Source organism: Mesorhizobium sp. C089B, from assembly GCF_030323125.1.
In the GTDB taxonomy this organism is placed as follows: Bacteria; Pseudomonadota; Alphaproteobacteria; order Rhizobiales; family Rhizobiaceae; genus Mesorhizobium.
Window position 1 is genome coordinate 686,820 of the sequence record NZ_CP100469.1, and the last position, 14,965, is coordinate 701,784.

A 14,965-nucleotide genomic window follows, 5' to 3' on the forward strand; every position below is an offset into this window, starting at 1 on the left:
GGACAGAGGGGGGTGTGAAGGAACTCCGCGATAGTGACTACGCTGCAACCGATTTCAAGCCTGCGCCGCCAGCCAGTCCCTGACTTTCCGCGCATTCTCGCTCAACTCCCGGTTCTTCGGCCAAACCACATAGAACGCCTTGCCGGTCTTCAGCACATGATCGGTCACCGGCACCAGCAGCCCCGACGCCAGGAGCCGTTCGGCCAGATGCCGCCAGCCAAGCGCGATGCCCTGGCCTTCCATGACGCCCTGGATCACGAGGCCGTAATCGTTGATGCGCAGGCCGCGCGCGGTGTTGTCGAGGCTGCCGCCCGCCGACTGGAACCATTCGTCCCAGCTAGCCGCCTCGCGGTAGGGCTCCTCGAGGTGGATCAGGCGATGCGTCGCCAGCTCCGCGACGCTCCTTGGCATGCCGAATTTCGCGAGATAGCTGGCGCCAACCACCGGAAAAATCTCCTCGTCGGCCAGCGGCAGCGAGTGATAATCGGCCCAGTCGCGCGGTTCGCCGCCGCGAACTGCGAGCGGGATGCCCTCGGCGATGATGTCGAGATCGCGGTCGGCGGTCTGGATGCGCAAGTCGATGCCCGGCAGTTCGTCGCGGAACTGCTGCAGCCGCGGCATCATCCAGAACGAGCCGAAGGCGGTCGACGCCGCCAGCGTGACATGACCGCCGGTCGCCTGCAGGCGCAGATCCTCCGCCGATTTGCGGATATGCGACAGGCCGAGCGAGACGTCGGCATGGAAGCGTTCGCCCGCTTCTGTCAGGACGACCTGGCGGTGGCGGCGCTGGAACAACTGCGCGCCAAGCTGTTCCTCCAACCCGCGCACCGCATAGGAGACGGCGGCCTGCGTCATGCCGAGCTCGCGCCCGGCGGCAGTGAAGCTCGACAGCCGGCCCGCCGCCTCGAAGACGATCAGGCTGCCGGCCGAGGGTAGGAGATGGCGCAGGCTTCGCATAAGTTGAGCTTATACAAGAGATCAGGATTTTCCAGCATCACATCCATATTTCCTCTCGCTAACTTGGTTGGACGGAATGAGGAGGCTCCATGAACGCACCGGCCGCTGAACTGACCGAGCAAACCCACCGCCGCGGCGGCGGTCGCCTCGGACGCAAGGCGCTGAGGAGCGCCCCCGTCGCCTCGTTCCCGACGCTGGTCCGCGAGATCCCCACCTACCAGATGGTCCCGGACGAGGCGGTGGAACTGATCCACCAGGAGTCACTCGCTATCCTCGAAGAGGTCGGTTGCGAGTTCCGCGACGACGAGGCGATCGCCATGTGGAAGGCGGCGGGCGCCGACGTGTCCGAGACACGCGTCCGCATCGACCGCGGCCTCCTGATGGAACTGGTCGCGAAGGTTCCATCCGAGTTCACTCTCAATGCGCGCAATCCCGAGCGCACCGTGCGCGTCGGCGGCAAGAACTCCATCTTCGCGCCGATGTATGGCGCGCCTTACGTGCGCGACCTCGACAACAACCGGCGTTATGGCACGCTTGAAGACCTCAACAATTTCACAAGCTCGCCTACATGGCCCCGGCGCTGCATTCGTCGAGTTCGATCATCTGCGAGCCGATGGAGATCGCGGTGCCGAAACGGCATCTCCACATCATCCATTCGGCGCTGAAGCATTCCGACAAGCCGTTCATGGGCATCGTTACTTCCAAAGACCGCGCCGAAGACACGATGGCGATGGCGGGCATCGTCTTTGGCGAAGATTTCGTTCGCGACAACCCGGTGCTGGTGTCGATTACCAACTGCAACTCGCCGCTGGTGTGGGACGCCACCATGCTGGACGCGATGAAGGTCTATGCGCGCAGCAATCAGCCGCTGATCCTGGCTCCCTTTGCGCTGTGCGGCGCATCGACTTCGGCCTCGGCCGTCGGCGCGGTGGCGCAGGTCAATGCCGAAGCACTGGCCGGCGTCGCTTTCACCCAACTGCTGCGCCCGGGTTCGCCGCAAATCTACGGCCAGTTCATGGTGACGGTCGACATGAAGACCGGCGCGCCGATGGGCGGCACGCCGGAAGCCGCCCAGATGATGTATCTGATGGGCGCGCTGGCGCGGAAATACAAACTGCCCTGGCGAACCTCCGGCTTCCATGTCGGCTCCAAGCTCAACGACGCCCAGGCCGGCTATGAATCCAACATGCTGATGCATGCCGCCATCCTCGCCGGCGCCAATTATATCTGGCACTCCGCCGGCTGGTTGGAGGCCGGGCTGACCTGCGGCTATTCGAAATTCGCCACCGACTGCGAGCAGCTTGTCGGCTGGTACAAATATGCCGGCGGCCTGCCGTTCGACGACTTCAAGGAGGCCATGGCGGCGATCCGCGAGGTCGGGCCGCAGGGCCATTTCCTCGGCACCCAGCACACGCTCGATCATTACGAGTCGGCATTCTTCATGCCCACCATCATGGATTTCAACTCCTACGAACAATGGAAGGCTGGAGGGGCGAAGGACCACGACACGCGCGGCCGCGAGAAAGCCCGCAACATGCTGGCCGACTATGAAGAGCCGAAACTCGATGAGGGCATTGCCGAGGGCCTCAGGGACTTTATCGCGCAGCGCGAAGAGAGGCTGCCCGACAGCGTTAGCTAAGAGAACGACGAATGAGTTGATAACGGGCGAAGACCCGATGGGAACCGCAAGGGAGAAAGACATGACAGTTTTCAAAGCAATGGCGATCGCGTGCCAACGGCCATCGAGGCGATGGCGCAAGAGACGCGTGCTGGCCGTATGGACCGGCGCGAGTTTCTTGCATTGGCAAGTGCGTTCGGCGCATCGACGGCGCTGGCCTACGGCATGATCGGCCTTGCCGCGCCGGGACAGGCTTTTGCCGAGGAGCCGAAGAAGGGCGGCACGCTGCACATATCGATGTCGGTCAAGGCCCAAAAAGATCCGCGCACCTATGACTGGGTGGAACTCGCCAACATCTCGCGCTGCTGGCTGGAGCCGCTGGTCCGCTACACCAGGGAATTCACCTTCGAGCCAGTGCTGCTCGAAAGCTGGGACATCAATGACGACGCCACGGAATACACGTTGCATGTGCGCAAGGGCATCACCTGGAACAATGGCGATGCTTTCAACGCCGATGACGTGGTCTTCAATGTTACCCGCTGGTGCGAGAAGAAGGTCGCCGGCAACTCCATGGCCGCTCGCGTCGGCGGGCTGATCGACGAAAAGTCGGGCAAGGCCAGGGAAGGCGCGATCGCCAAGGTCGACGACAATACGGTCAAGCTGACGCTCAGCGCGCCCGACATTTCGCTGATCCCGAACCTCACCGATTATCCCGCGCTCGTCGTCCACCGCAATTTCGACGCCGAAGGCGCCGACCCGGTCAAGAAGCCGATCGGCACGGGCCCGTTCGAACTGGTCTCCTACGATGTCGGCCAGAAGGCGGTGGTCAAGCGTCGTGAAAACGGCAAGTGGTGGGGTGGTGAAGCGCCGCTCGACAGCGTCGAGTTCATCGACTACGGCACCGACTTCAACGCTTCGATCAACGCCTTCGAATCCGGCGAGATAGACCTCAATTTCGAGACGCCGGCCGACTTCATCGACATCCTGGATAAGATGGGGCTGGAGAAGTCCGAGGTTGCGACGGCAACCACGCTGGTTGCCCGCACGAACGTTACCCACAAGCCCTATGACGACCAGCGGGTGCGCAACGCGCTGCAGATGGCGGTCGACAACAATGCGGTGCTGGAACTCGGCTATGCCGGGCGAGGGACAGTCGGTGAAAACCACCATGTCAGCCCTATCCATCCTGAATATTTCGCGCTGCCCAAGAAGACGCGCGACGCGGCCGGCGCCAAGAAACTGATGGCCGACGCTGGGCAGGCCGATTTCGAGCACGAGCTGATCACCGTCGAGGACGATTGGCAGAAGAACACCGGCGACGCGATTGCCGGCCAACTGCGCGACGCCGGCATCAAGGTCAAGCGCACGGTGCTGCCGGGCTCGACCTTCTGGAACGACTGGACGAAGTATCCCTATTCGATGACCATCTGGTACATGCGCCCGCTTGGCGTCCAGGTGCTGGCGCTTGGTTATCGCACCGGCGAGGCCTGGAATGAATCGGCCTATTCCAACCCGGACTTCGACGCCAAGCTGAAGCAGGCGCTGTCGCTGATCGACGTGGAGAAACGGCGTGAGGTGATGAAGGATGTCGAGCAGATCCTGCAGGATTCCGGCGTCATCATTCAACCCTTCTGGCAGAAGCTCTACAGCCACATGAACAAGAAGGTGAAAAACTACGGCGTCCACCAGACCTTCGAGATGGACCTGCAGAACGTCTGGCTGGATGGCTGAGACGATACAAGCCGGGGCTTCATGAGCCGCAAAAAGCCGATATGCAGGATGTCTGGTATTGCCGCCTTGCCGCCGAACCGTCCGGAGATCCTGCATGAAACCGATAGTGCTTGCCGCAGTCTTTTCGATTGCCTTGCCTGCGACGGTGCTGGCCGGGCCGGCTTCCAACGCCGTGAAGTTCTTTTATCTGCCCGAGGTGAAATTCGAGGGAGATGCAAAGTACCGCGACCGCTTCACCGAGCCGGTGACCAAGCTGTTCGATCTCAACGACCAGGCCACGAAGAACAAGCCCGACGAAGTCGCCTGCCTCGACTTCGATCCTGGCCTCGACGCGCAGGATTTCGACCAGACTTCGATTGCCAAGACATTGAAGCTGGCCGAGACCGTCAATGGCGATACGGCCGAAGTCACCGCCACCTTCAGCCTTTTTGCGGAAGGCGATGATTCCAAACGCGAAATGCTGTGGTCGCTGAAGAAAATCGACGGCAAATGGAAGGTCGCCGACATCACCTCCAAGACCAGCAGCTGGACGCTGAGCGCGCTGGAATGCATGCCCGACAAAGCGCCGGAGTGATCCCGACGCGCTGTTCCGGCGTCGCGGCTCGCCAGCATATTCGCAGCATTCAGACATAATCGCCGCCGCCGGGTCCAGGCGAGGGTGTATTCGGCCCATGACAGCCGCAATTGGGTAGTGTCTCAGTTTGAAATTTCGGCCGCGCTTGTCGCGGTCCGGGCCGAACTCCTATATGTTTAGCGGAAAGCATGGGAGGTTTCATGTCGTATACCGTCGAGACATGCCCGGACGACATTGAGCGGCTGAAGACCCTTCTCCATAGCCTAGGCGAAGAGGGCAGCCGGGTCATCAATGTGATTTGGCAGCCGAAGCGCGAAATCGCCACAGAGATTGGCCCCTACGATCTACCATCCGGCTATGTCGTTATCGTGGAGTACCCCAGCTAAATGCCCACCGGACCTAAAGGCCAGAAGCGCCCCGCCGACGTGATCGGCAATGCCGTGCGCGTCATGCGAATTGCCACCGGCGATGAAGCCGACGACGTGATTGACGACGGTAAGAACGCCGCCGCCAAAGAGCTTGGTTCGAAGGGTGGCAAGAAGCGCGCCGCCAACATGACGCCAGAGCGGCGCGCCGAGATTGCTAAGAAGGCGGCTTCGAAGCGGTGGGAGGGGCGGCATAAGTAATTTCCCCTTGGAGAACCTTCTTGCTTATAGCTATGGTATTTTTGTGATCGGCGGAAGAAAGCACCAATTCCATAACAGAATTGGGTTCTTTCACTTTGACCTTGAAGGACGCTATTGCGAGCGGCCCTGTACCACGAAAGGGTCCGTCTGCTTCCCCAACAAACACACTCTCGCCGTTTACCAGCAATTCTAGCTTGAGCAGTCTGATATTTACTTCATCGAGAATAAGAAAAATGCCAAACGGTATTTCAACCGGGAACTCCCTTGCCACAACATCGCCGGAAAAGACATTGACCAGCGTATGCTTGTTGAAGCTTCCCTGCGCTACATACTCACACAGGATCGCGTTCGTAACGTTTATCGGTTTCTTTGCCATTTAGGCCGGCTCGAATTTAATTTCGACCGCCTTCGCATTTGACGCTGTAGCGGAAGGCGCCTGCGGAAGCCGCAGCTTGGACGGTTGCTCGGAAGGCGGTTCAAGCAAGGCCTCCACCGTCATATTTTGCGGCTTCCTTCCGGCCAATTTCTTCGAAGTTAGAATCGGCTCCTCGCCAGCGATCCCAACCAATAGGCGAGCGAGGGTGCCAATCGTCCAGTTGCCGGGCGAAGCCAGCATGCGGTTGACTTGGTCAGGCCCGCGCCCGATGCGTTTAGCCAGAGTTGCCTTAGTCAGCTTGGAATTCTTTTGCTCTTCCGCAAACCGGCGCATGACATAGTCGTAGAACCCGTTCAGGGCCCTCTGCTCAAAATAGGCCATCTTGGCCTCTGGGATTTTGATGCCCTCAGATATCTCCGAGAGAAAATCCGGTTTCGGTGACATAGTCATCAGCGTCTTCTCCATGCATAGGTTTGTGTCTAGGGAACAGAGCGTTCCATTGCGACAGGCATTCGGCCTTCATTTTCTCCCACTCCTGATCGTAGCGGTCACCCATAGGCTGGCGACCATTCCACGGCTTTGAGCGCGGTCGCCACGTAAAGGCCACGAACTGGTTAGGAGCGGCAAAGCTGCCAAATAAGCGCAGGCCAGGCTTCGGGCTGCGGCTGCGAATATCCCAAACCTCGTCTGAGACATCTGACAGCCTCCCGAAGAAGGCTTTGCCAGCCGAATACGGCTCAAGGCAAAGGGAAACTGTCTCACCCTTTACAAACGCTTCTAGATCAGCCTGAAGCCTCATGACACGCGGATGGCAATTTTCAGATGCCCATGGTCCATAGATCAGCCCCGCATGTCTTCCGACAGGTAAATGCCTCGAACAACCGGGTCGCTTGCCAACTCCATTTCTAGAGGGAACAAGCGTCCAGCCCTAACGTGCCGCTTGATAGCAGCAAGGATTGACATATAAGTCAATAGTCCGCCCCGCCAAGGGTTGCGACAATTTGACTCGATACCCTAACAGGAGGCTAAAGCCAAATCGATATTTGTCCTTGACGCTAAGCATAAAAGTTCACATATTAGGCGAATGAACAAGCTGCCTCTCAAAACCCGCGTCCAAATCCTCACCATGCTTTGCGATTGTTCTTCGATGCGCTCAATCTCCCGCGTTGCCGATGTGTCGATCAACACCGTGTCCAAGCTGTTGGTCGATGCTGGCAAGTTCTGTGCCGAACTGCACGACAGCGAAGTGCGCAACGTCGCTTCCAAGCGCGTCCAGTGCGATGAAATCTGGTCGTTTGTCGGCGCGAAGGCAAAGAACGTTTCGGCCATGAAGCAGCCGGTTGACCGCGCTGGCGACGTGTGGACTTGGACCGCCCTGGACAGCGACAGCAAGCTTATCATTTCCTGGCTGGTCGGCGGTCGCGACGGCGAATATGCGCTGGCCTTCATGGACGACGTGAAGGACCGTCTTGCCAACCGCGTCCAGCTTACGACGGACGGCCACCGCGCCTATCTCAATGCGGTCGAGGAAGCCTTTGGAGCGGATATCGATTACGCCATGCTCATCAAGCAATACGGTGAGCCGGAAGGCAAGAAGACCTCGCCAGAGCGCCGCTATAGCCCGGCTGTCTGCACTGGCGCGACCAAGACGCGGATTGCAGGCAATCCCGATCCGGTGCACGTCAGCACGTCGCATATCGAACGCGCCAATCTCACTATGCGCATGGCAAATCGCCGCTTCACGCGCCTTACCAATGCGTTCTCAAAGAAGTTCGAAAACCATGTCCACATGGTCGCCATTTACACCGTCTGGTACAACTTCATCAAAATGCACAAGACGCTGAAAATGACGCCGGCAATGGCCGCTGGCGTTTCCAGGACGCTCTGGTCGATGGACGATCTCTGCGAGAAGATGGACGCGTTGCGCCGAAGCCCGGAAAGCGTGGCCCTTACAAAAAGTCAGCGGCCGAAATTTCAAACTGAGACACTACCCTGAATTGTCGCGGCTTGCCGAATCGTGCAACGGTCAGCATCCTGGGTCAGTGATTGTTTTCATGCTGTAACGGCGGTCTCTCAGCGCGACAGCCATAAAATTGCTAAGCAAAATATCGTAACATCCATTGTGATGGTCGCTATATTTTACGGCGATTCAGCAATATTTCTCGGTTGCAGAAAAGCCGGATTTAGAACAGTTGCATCCGCAGGGCTGGTCACATCAGTAGTTGCTTTTTTAGATGTAGCGGGGTATGTTTCCTTGCTCGGCTGCAAGTATTAACTTGCTCAAAATTTGGAGGGTGGGCATATGAAATCGATCACATACCTATTGTCATCAATTCTAGTTGCAATTGTAGTGGCTTGTCTTGCCACGCCGGCGTCCGCACAGGCGACCCGGACATGGGTTTCCGGTGTTGGCGACGACGCCAATCCGTGCAGCCGTACCGCACCTTGCAAGACCTTCGCCGGTGCGATCTCGAAAACCGCCGCCGGCGGCGAAATCAATTGCATCGATCCAGGCGGCTTCGGCGGGGTGACCATCACCAAATCCATGACGATCGCCTGCGAGGACGTTGAGGCGGGCGTGTTGAATGCGTCGGTGAATGGCATCATCGTCAACGCGTTGGCGACCGACATCATCGTTCTGCGCGGTCTCGATATCGACAGCGCGACGGCTGGGCCAGGTCTCAATGGAATCCGGTTTCTTGCCGGCGCCGCCTTGCATGTCGAGGATTGCGTCATTCGCGACAACACGGCTGCGGCGCCGAACGGCAACGGCATTTTGTTCGCACCGTCGGGCGCAGCCGAACTTTATGTCAGCAACTCGTTCATCACCGGCAACAATGACGGCATTCATATCCAGCCGACCGCCGGCGGCGTTGCCAAGGTCATCATTGAGAACTCGACCATTGAGAACAACAACCTGGCCGGTGTGAAGGCTGACGGCACAAGCAACACGGGCGGCTCCAACACGACGATCGTGAACAGCAGCGTGTCGGGCAACACCAACGCCGGCATCAGCATATTCAATCCGGCTGGTGGCCGGTGATCAGCATGATGGTCGACGGCGTTGCCGTTGCCAATAACGGCGTGGTCGGCGGGCTACGTGTCGATGGCGCCAACGCAACCATTCGCGTCGGCCGCTCGACGATCTCCGGCAATGGCACCGGCACGGTCATCGTCAACGGCGGGTTGATCTCGTCCTACGGCACCAACCAGCTCAACGGCAACACTGCTGACGGCCCCAATCCGCCAACCATCGCGCTGAAATAGCTGCAGGGGTTAACTGTTGATAGCAACGCTTGGCGCGGCAACACCGCGCCAAGTGCATTTTATGACTGGACGCGCAACCAGTTTGAATGACCGGGCGGGTCCCGGAGTACTGCCACCAGTCCTCTCTGTCGTTGTCGACTGCCAGTCCTGATGACATGATCTCGAGGCAGGACCACGCGAAGTAGGGCGTGGCTGACAGCCAGATTACAAGACGACCGAAATCGATGTCTTGCCAAGGGCGCCCGATTTGTCGGTCCGCTCCACCGGGCTGTCAGTGAGACCATCGCAATCTTCGCGGGGATCGCTTTTGCCGGCCGAGAAACAGAGCCGATTTCAGATTGAATTGTGGTCTAGTTGCTCTTTTGGCTGTGGTGTGTTAGATTTCTATTGCATATCTGCAATAGTAGTTGTTTTCCATTGAGGGGGTGAGAAGATGAATAAAATTGTATACATGGTATCTTCTATTTTAATCGCCATGGTGATGGCTTGTCTTGCCACGCCGGCGTCCGCGCAGGCGCCCCGGACGTGGGTTTCCGGCGTTGGCGACGACGTCAATCCGTGCAGCCGCACCGCACCTTGCAAGACTTTCGCCGGCGCGATTTCGAAAACGGCTGCCGGCGGCGAAATCAATTGCGTCGACCCGGGCGGCTTTGGCGCGGTGACGATCACCAAGTCGATAACGATCGCTTGCGAGGACGTCGAGGCAGGCATATCGAATGCGGGGACGCAAGTGACCATCAACGCGTTGGCGACCGACGTCGTCGTTCTGCGAGGTCTCGATATCGACACAGCGACGGCATCGCCTGGAATCAATGGCGTCCGCTTTCTCGTCGGCGCCGCCTTGCACATCGAGGATTGCGTCATTCGTGGCAACAGCTCTGCGGCGCCGAACGGCAACGGCATCCTGTTCGCACCGTCGGGCGCGTCCGAACTCTATATCACCAACAGCTTCATCACCGGCAACGGCGCGGACGGCGTTCATATCCAGCCGACCGCAGCCGGCGTTGCCAAGGTCATCATCGAGAACTCGACGATCGAGAACAACAACCTGGCCGGCGTGAAGGCTGACGGCACCAGCAACACGGGCGGCTCCAACACGACGATCGTGGATAGCAGCGTGTCGGGCAACACGAATGCCGGCATCAGCATCCTGAATCCGGTCGGCGGGCCTGGGATCAACATCATGGTTGACGGCGTTGCCGTGGCCAACAACGGAGCGGCAGGCGGCCTGCGTGCCGACGGCGCCAACGCGACCATCCGGCTCGGCAGATCGACGATCTCCGGTAATACGACGGGCACGGCCATCGTTAATGGCGGTGTCATATCGTCCTATGGCACCAATCAGCTCAACGGCAACACGGCTGACGGTCCGAACCCGCCAACCATTGCGCAGAAATAGGTTTGCGGATTGCAGCGGTTCGCGCGGGAACCACCCGGGCGAAGCAAGCAATCGAGGGCTTGTTAGCTTCCTCAAAGTCTGCATCTTTGCCGCCAGGCGCCGATGACATGGCTGAACGTTTCGGCCGGTATGTGACTGATCGGGCCTGGAGTGATGCGTGATGGCCCATAGCCGTCTTCCGACTTTGTTGACTGTATGCCTGCTGGCAGGATTGAACACGGCTGCCGCTCAAGGGCTGCTCGGTCCGCCACCTGCAAATGCCCCGGCCGAGACAGTGCCGGGCGGCGCAGCACCGCCCGCAAATCCACCCGGGACAGCGGTGGAACCGGCAACACCGCCGGTTGGGTGGCCGCCGGCCGAGCCGGCCGCGCCCGTCCTGGCGGGCTCGCCGACGGCTGTGGTCAAGCCGTTCTACGAACATCTCGGACTGGAGCTCGATCCGACCCAGCGCAAGAACTTCGTCGACCCGGCCAAGACCGTACTCGACAAGAGCGACGCGTTGCGCAAATCCGGGCAGGGCGAATGCCTCGACCCCAACATGGCGCTCGACAATGCCGATTACGACAAGCTTGCGATCGACAAGAGCCTGAAGAGCATCGAGGCCGTCAATGGTGATCAGGCCAAGGTGGTGGTCGCCTTCGTCGTCGAAGGCAACCAGCACCGGCTGGAGTGGAAGCTGAAGAAGGTCGACGGCGACTGGAAGATATCCGATCTGCTTTCGGTGACCGGTGAATGGGCGCTCAGCCAGTATCAGTGCGAATAAGCCGCCGATTGTTTCCGGGTGGTCGGCAATGAAGCTTCGCGTTTTGCTCGCGATCGCGCTGGTCGGGTTGGGCGCTGCCGGCTGCGGCCTCGACTGGCAAATCGGCACGATGCTGATCGCCCGCGCGCCTTGGCAAGCTTTGGCGGCTCCCGGCGATTTGCCCGTCGAGCGCGTCGTGCTCGACCAGCCCGGCGCTCCTGATCTGGTCGGCTGGGCGGCTGATCGAAAGGGCAGCTGCGGCGCGGTCGTACTGCTGCATGGGCGCGGCGCCAACAGGCTGGCCCTGGTTCAAAGAGCGAAACTTTTGTTCGACGCCGGCTATTCCGTCGTCCTGTTCGACCTGTCCGGGCACGGCGAGAGCGGCGGTGCCATTCAAGGTTTCGGCTACACGGAAGCGCAGGACGCCGCCCGCATCATTGCCTATGCCAGGCAACGTTTTCCTGGCCAGAAGCTTGGCGCTGTCGGCTCGTCGCTAGGCGCCGCTGCTTTCGTCTTTGCGGCACAGCAAGCGCCCGCCGACGCCTATGTTCTGGAGCAGCTTTACGCGAGTTTGCGCGAGACCACGGCATGGCGCATGCCTTTCAACTTCTGGCGCGGTTTTCAGGCCGATGTGCTTTTGGCGCAGATGCCGCTTCGTCTGGGGTTGAGGGCCGGCAATGTCAGGCCGATCGATCGCTTCGGCCAGATCGGTGAACCGCTGATGCTGCTTGCGGGAAGCACCGATCCCTTCATCGATCGCAGCCAGGTGCAGGCGCTGCACAGCGCTGCTGCCGGCTCACAACTGGTCTGGTTCGAAGGAGCGGGCCATGTGGACCTGCTGCGGTATGACCAGCCGCGCTATCGCGATGCCGTCCTTCCCTTTCTGGCGACAAAGCTCTGCCGAGCCGCCTATGGCTGACGTCAGTTCAGCCACGGCCGCGATAGGGGGCAACGCCGGTGTCGGGCAACCAGGCGCCTTCGGGCGGAGCGCCGGTCTGCCAGAAGACATCGATCGGAATGCCGCCGCGCGGATACCAATAGCCGCCTATGCGCAACCACAGCGGCTTCGTTGCCGCCACAATGCGGCGGCCGATCATCACCGTGCAGTCTTCATGGAAAGCGCCATGGTTGCGAAACGAAGTCAAAAACAGTTTGAGCGACTTCGATTCCACAAGGGTGGCATCGGGTGCGTAGTCGATGACGATATGAGCGAAATCCGGCTGTCCGGTTACCGGGCAGAGCGAGGTGAATTCCGGGCAGGTGAAGCGCACGATCGCCGGCGGTCCGTCGCCGCGCTGGAACGGCACGGTCTCCAGGACCGCAGTCTCCGGGCTCTGTGGCGTCTCGACGTGGGCGCCGAGCTGGGTGAGGGTTTTGGTATCGATCATCGTGGTTTTCCTGGGGATTTTCCGCGCTCATTAGCATCGGATCAAAAAGTGTGCAGCGATTTTCGGATAAATTCGATGCTTAAGACAAGAACTGGAGCAGCGCGCGCTGCTCCGACACAAACTGGAATGGCAGGAAGATGATGACCAGCAACGACCCGCTTCTCCAGCCTTACCAGCTCAAACACCTGACGCTGAAGAACAGGGTGATGTCGACCAGCCACGAGCCGGCCTATTCCGAGGACGGCATGCCGAAACAGCGCTACCGGCTCTACCACGCCGAAAAGGCCAAGGGCGGCATGGCGCTGACCATGACGGCGGGCTCGGCGATCGTCTCGCGCGACAGCCCGGCCGCCTTTGGCAATCTGCATGTCTATGACGACCGCATCGTGCCGTGGCTGGCCGAACTGGCGGACGCCTGCCACGAGCATGACTGCAAGGTGATGATCCAGATCACCCATCTTGGTCGCCGCACCGGCTGGAACAAGGCCGACTGGCTGCCGGTGCTGTCGGCTTCGCCGGTGCGTGAGCCGGCGCACCGCGCGTTCCCCAAAACCATCGAGGACTGGGACATCGAGCGCATCGTCGCCGACTATGCGTCGGCTGCGCAGCGCTGCCAGGCCGCCGGCCTCGACGGCATCGAGTTCGAATCCTACGGCCATCTGATGGACGGCTTCTGGTCGCCCGCCACAAACCATCGCGACGACGAGTTCGGCGGTTCGCTCGACAACCGGCTGCGCTTCACCGACATGGTGCTGGATGCCGTGCGGGCGGCGGTCGGCGAAAAATTCGTCGTCGGCATCCGTATGGTCGCCGATGAGGATTTTGACAAAGGCCTGTCGAAGGAGGAGGGCGTCGAGATCGCCAGACGGCTCGCGAATTCCGGCAAGGTCGATTTCCTGAACATCATCCGCGGCTCGATCGAAAGCGACGCGGCGCTCACCAAGGTTATCCCGGTGACCGGCATGCGCTCTTCCCCGCATCTCGATTTCGCCGGCGAGGTGAGGGCGGCAACGAAATTTCCGACCTTCCATGCGGCGCGGATTTCCGATGTGGCCACGGCGCGCCACGCCATCGCGACCGGCAAGCTCGACATGGTCGGCATGACCCGCGCCCATATCGCCGACCCGCACATCATCAAGAAGGTCATGGAAGGCCGCGAGCACGAGATCCGGCCTTGCGTCGGCGCCACCTATTGCCTCGATCGTATCTATGAAGGCGGCGAGGCGCTGTGCGTCCACAATGCCGCGACCGGCCGCGAGGCCGAGATTCCGCATATCATCCTGAAGACCGAAGGGCCCAGGCGGAACGTCGTCGTCGTTGGCGCTGGCGCTGGCGGGCTCGAGGCAGCTCGCGTCATGGCCGAACGTGGCCATCATGTCACGGTGCTTGAAGCCTCCGGTCAGGCCGGCGGCCAGGTTCGGCTCGCGACGCAGAACCCGCGCCGCAAGGAACTGATCGGCATCATCGACTGGCGGCTGGCCGAACTCGACCGGCTCGGCGTCGGGATCCGCTACGATACATGGGCCGAGCAGGACGATGTGCTGGCGCTGTCGCCCGATGTGGTGGTGATCGCCACCGGCGGCCTGCCGCAGAACCCGCCGCTGACATCAGGCGACAATCTCGTCACGTCGAGCTGGGACATCATGGCCGGCAGCGTCAAGCCGGCGGAGAACGTGCTGCTCTTCGACGACAATGGTGGCCACCAGGGCATGGGCGCGGCGGAGCTGATCGCCAATGCAGGGTCAAAACTGGAGCTGGTTTCGCCGGAGCGCTTCTTCGCCCCCGAAATGGGCGGCATGAACCACGTGCCCTATATGCGCGCCTTCCAGGAGAAGGGCGTCACCATCACCATCAACACCAGGCTGCGCTCGGTACGGCGCGAGGGCAACCAGCTGGTCGCCGAACTCGCGTCCGACTTTGCCGATGGCTGGCGTGGCGAAAGGCGGGTCGACCAGGTGGTGGTCGAGCACGGCACGGCGCCGCTCGACGATCTCTATCTCCAGCTGAAACCGCTGTCGAAGAATGGTGGCGCGGTCGATTACGAGCGGCTGGTCGGCGGCGGCGATATTTTTCCTTCACGCAACCCCGAAGGCGGCTTCGTGCTGTTGCGCATCGGCGATGCGGTCGCCTCGCGCAACATCCACGCCGCCATCTATGATGGCATCAGGTTCGGCTTGCGGGTTTGAGCCTACAAGCCGGCCTACGGCTTGTTCCAAAGCTCGATCTCACCCTTCCGGCGGGCGCATCTCGATCGATCAAAGTGATGGGTGGCGCGCAGCCAAACCTC

15 protein-coding genes and 2 pseudogenes are annotated in these 14,965 nt (G+C 60.5%); 12 read left to right on the forward strand and 5 right to left on the reverse strand.

All coding sequences use genetic code 11. From position 1 onward, the window contains the following. Positions 1 to 54: 54 nt before the first annotated feature. Positions 55 to 957, reverse strand: a complete 903-nt coding sequence (locus NLY44_RS03450; RefSeq protein ID WP_023702312.1) for a LysR substrate-binding domain-containing protein — start codon at positions 955 to 957, stop codon at positions 55 to 57. 89 nt (positions 958 to 1,046) lie between these two features. Here NLY44_RS03450 and NLY44_RS03455 point away from each other — a divergent pair. The 5 genes and pseudogenes from NLY44_RS03455 (at position 1,047) to NLY44_RS03475 (ending at position 5,506) form a co-directional block, all read left to right on the forward strand. Further along, a pseudogene (locus NLY44_RS03455) lies at positions 1,047 to 2,596 on the forward strand (trimethylamine methyltransferase family protein). Between the two features lie 111 nt (positions 2,597 to 2,707). Continuing rightward, complete coding sequence (locus NLY44_RS03460) at positions 2,708 to 4,306, forward strand: ABC transporter substrate-binding protein (protein WP_286457695.1); 1,599 nt, start codon at positions 2,708 to 2,710, stop codon at positions 4,304 to 4,306. 94 nt (positions 4,307 to 4,400) lie between these two features. Then, entirely contained in the window at positions 4,401 to 4,880 is a 480-nt protein-coding gene (locus tag NLY44_RS03465) for a DUF3828 domain-containing protein (RefSeq protein WP_023805042.1), read from the forward strand. A 200-nt stretch (positions 4,881 to 5,080) separates the two neighbouring features. Continuing rightward, the gene (locus NLY44_RS03470) at positions 5,081 to 5,266 is read left to right on the forward strand and encodes a hypothetical protein (protein ID WP_023689604.1); all 186 of its coding nucleotides are present in this window, start codon (positions 5,081 to 5,083) and stop codon (positions 5,264 to 5,266) included. Beyond that, positions 5,267 to 5,506 (forward strand): RNA-binding protein, encoded by a 240-nt coding sequence (locus tag NLY44_RS03475; RefSeq protein ID WP_023689605.1) that lies wholly within the window; start codon positions 5,267 to 5,269, stop codon positions 5,504 to 5,506. On the opposite strand, the gene NLY44_RS03480 is transcribed toward NLY44_RS03475, so the two are convergent. From NLY44_RS03480 to NLY44_RS03490, 3 genes are read right to left on the reverse strand one after another with little or no spacing between them, the layout of a single operon-like run. Beyond that, positions 5,463 to 5,882 carry a hypothetical protein gene (locus NLY44_RS03480; protein WP_027049645.1) on the reverse strand — a complete coding sequence of 140 codons (420 nt, stop codon included), beginning with the start codon at positions 5,880 to 5,882 and terminating at the stop codon, positions 5,463 to 5,465. The two genes, NLY44_RS03475 and NLY44_RS03480, sit on opposite strands and share 44 nt — an antisense overlap. Then, positions 5,883 to 6,347: a hypothetical protein gene (locus tag NLY44_RS03485; protein ID WP_023689606.1), complete on the reverse strand. Its 465-nt coding sequence runs from the start codon at positions 6,345 to 6,347 to the stop codon at positions 5,883 to 5,885. Then, positions 6,289 to 6,681 (reverse strand): hypothetical protein, encoded by a 393-nt coding sequence (locus tag NLY44_RS03490; protein WP_286456682.1) that lies wholly within the window; start codon positions 6,679 to 6,681, stop codon positions 6,289 to 6,291. The genes NLY44_RS03485 and NLY44_RS03490 overlap by 59 nt, the downstream gene beginning before the upstream one ends. Before the next feature lie 285 nt (positions 6,682 to 6,966). Here NLY44_RS03490 and NLY44_RS03495 point away from each other — a divergent pair. From NLY44_RS03495 to NLY44_RS03520, 6 genes and pseudogenes are all read left to right on the forward strand, one after another. Next, positions 6,967 to 7,865: pseudogene (locus NLY44_RS03495) on the forward strand (IS1 family transposase). Between the two features lie 319 nt (positions 7,866 to 8,184). Beyond that, entirely contained in the window at positions 8,185 to 8,925 is a 741-nt protein-coding gene (locus NLY44_RS03500; RefSeq protein WP_286456684.1) for a right-handed parallel beta-helix repeat-containing protein, read from the forward strand. Between the two features lie 5 nt (positions 8,926 to 8,930). Then, positions 8,931 to 9,149: a hypothetical protein gene (locus NLY44_RS03505; RefSeq protein ID WP_286456685.1), complete on the forward strand. Its 219-nt coding sequence runs from the start codon at positions 8,931 to 8,933 to the stop codon at positions 9,147 to 9,149. 433 nt (positions 9,150 to 9,582) lie between these two features. After that, positions 9,583 to 10,548, forward strand: a complete 966-nt coding sequence (locus NLY44_RS03510; protein ID WP_023805044.1) for a right-handed parallel beta-helix repeat-containing protein — start codon at positions 9,583 to 9,585, stop codon at positions 10,546 to 10,548. Between the two features lie 160 nt (positions 10,549 to 10,708). Further along, positions 10,709 to 11,311: a YqhG/Tai3 family protein gene (locus tag NLY44_RS03515; protein ID WP_023698008.1), complete on the forward strand. Its 603-nt coding sequence runs from the start codon at positions 10,709 to 10,711 to the stop codon at positions 11,309 to 11,311. A gap of 28 nt (positions 11,312 to 11,339) precedes the next feature. Further along, a complete protein-coding gene (locus NLY44_RS03520) occupies positions 11,340 to 12,209 on the forward strand; it encodes an alpha/beta hydrolase (protein ID WP_023805045.1) in 870 nt (289 codons plus the stop codon). Positions 12,210 to 12,216: 7 nt separating this feature from the next. Here the strand turns inward: NLY44_RS03520 and queF are convergent, their stop codons facing one another. Beyond that, positions 12,217 to 12,678: a preQ(1) synthase gene (queF, locus tag NLY44_RS03525; protein ID WP_023713074.1), complete on the reverse strand. Its 462-nt coding sequence runs from the start codon at positions 12,676 to 12,678 to the stop codon at positions 12,217 to 12,219. Positions 12,679 to 12,818: 140 nt separating this feature from the next. Between queF and NLY44_RS03530 the strand changes: the two genes are divergently transcribed. Then, positions 12,819 to 14,864 carry an oxidoreductase gene (locus tag NLY44_RS03530; protein WP_023713073.1) on the forward strand — a complete coding sequence of 682 codons (2,046 nt, stop codon included), beginning with the start codon at positions 12,819 to 12,821 and terminating at the stop codon, positions 14,862 to 14,864. Positions 14,865 to 14,965: the final 101 nt, after the last annotated feature.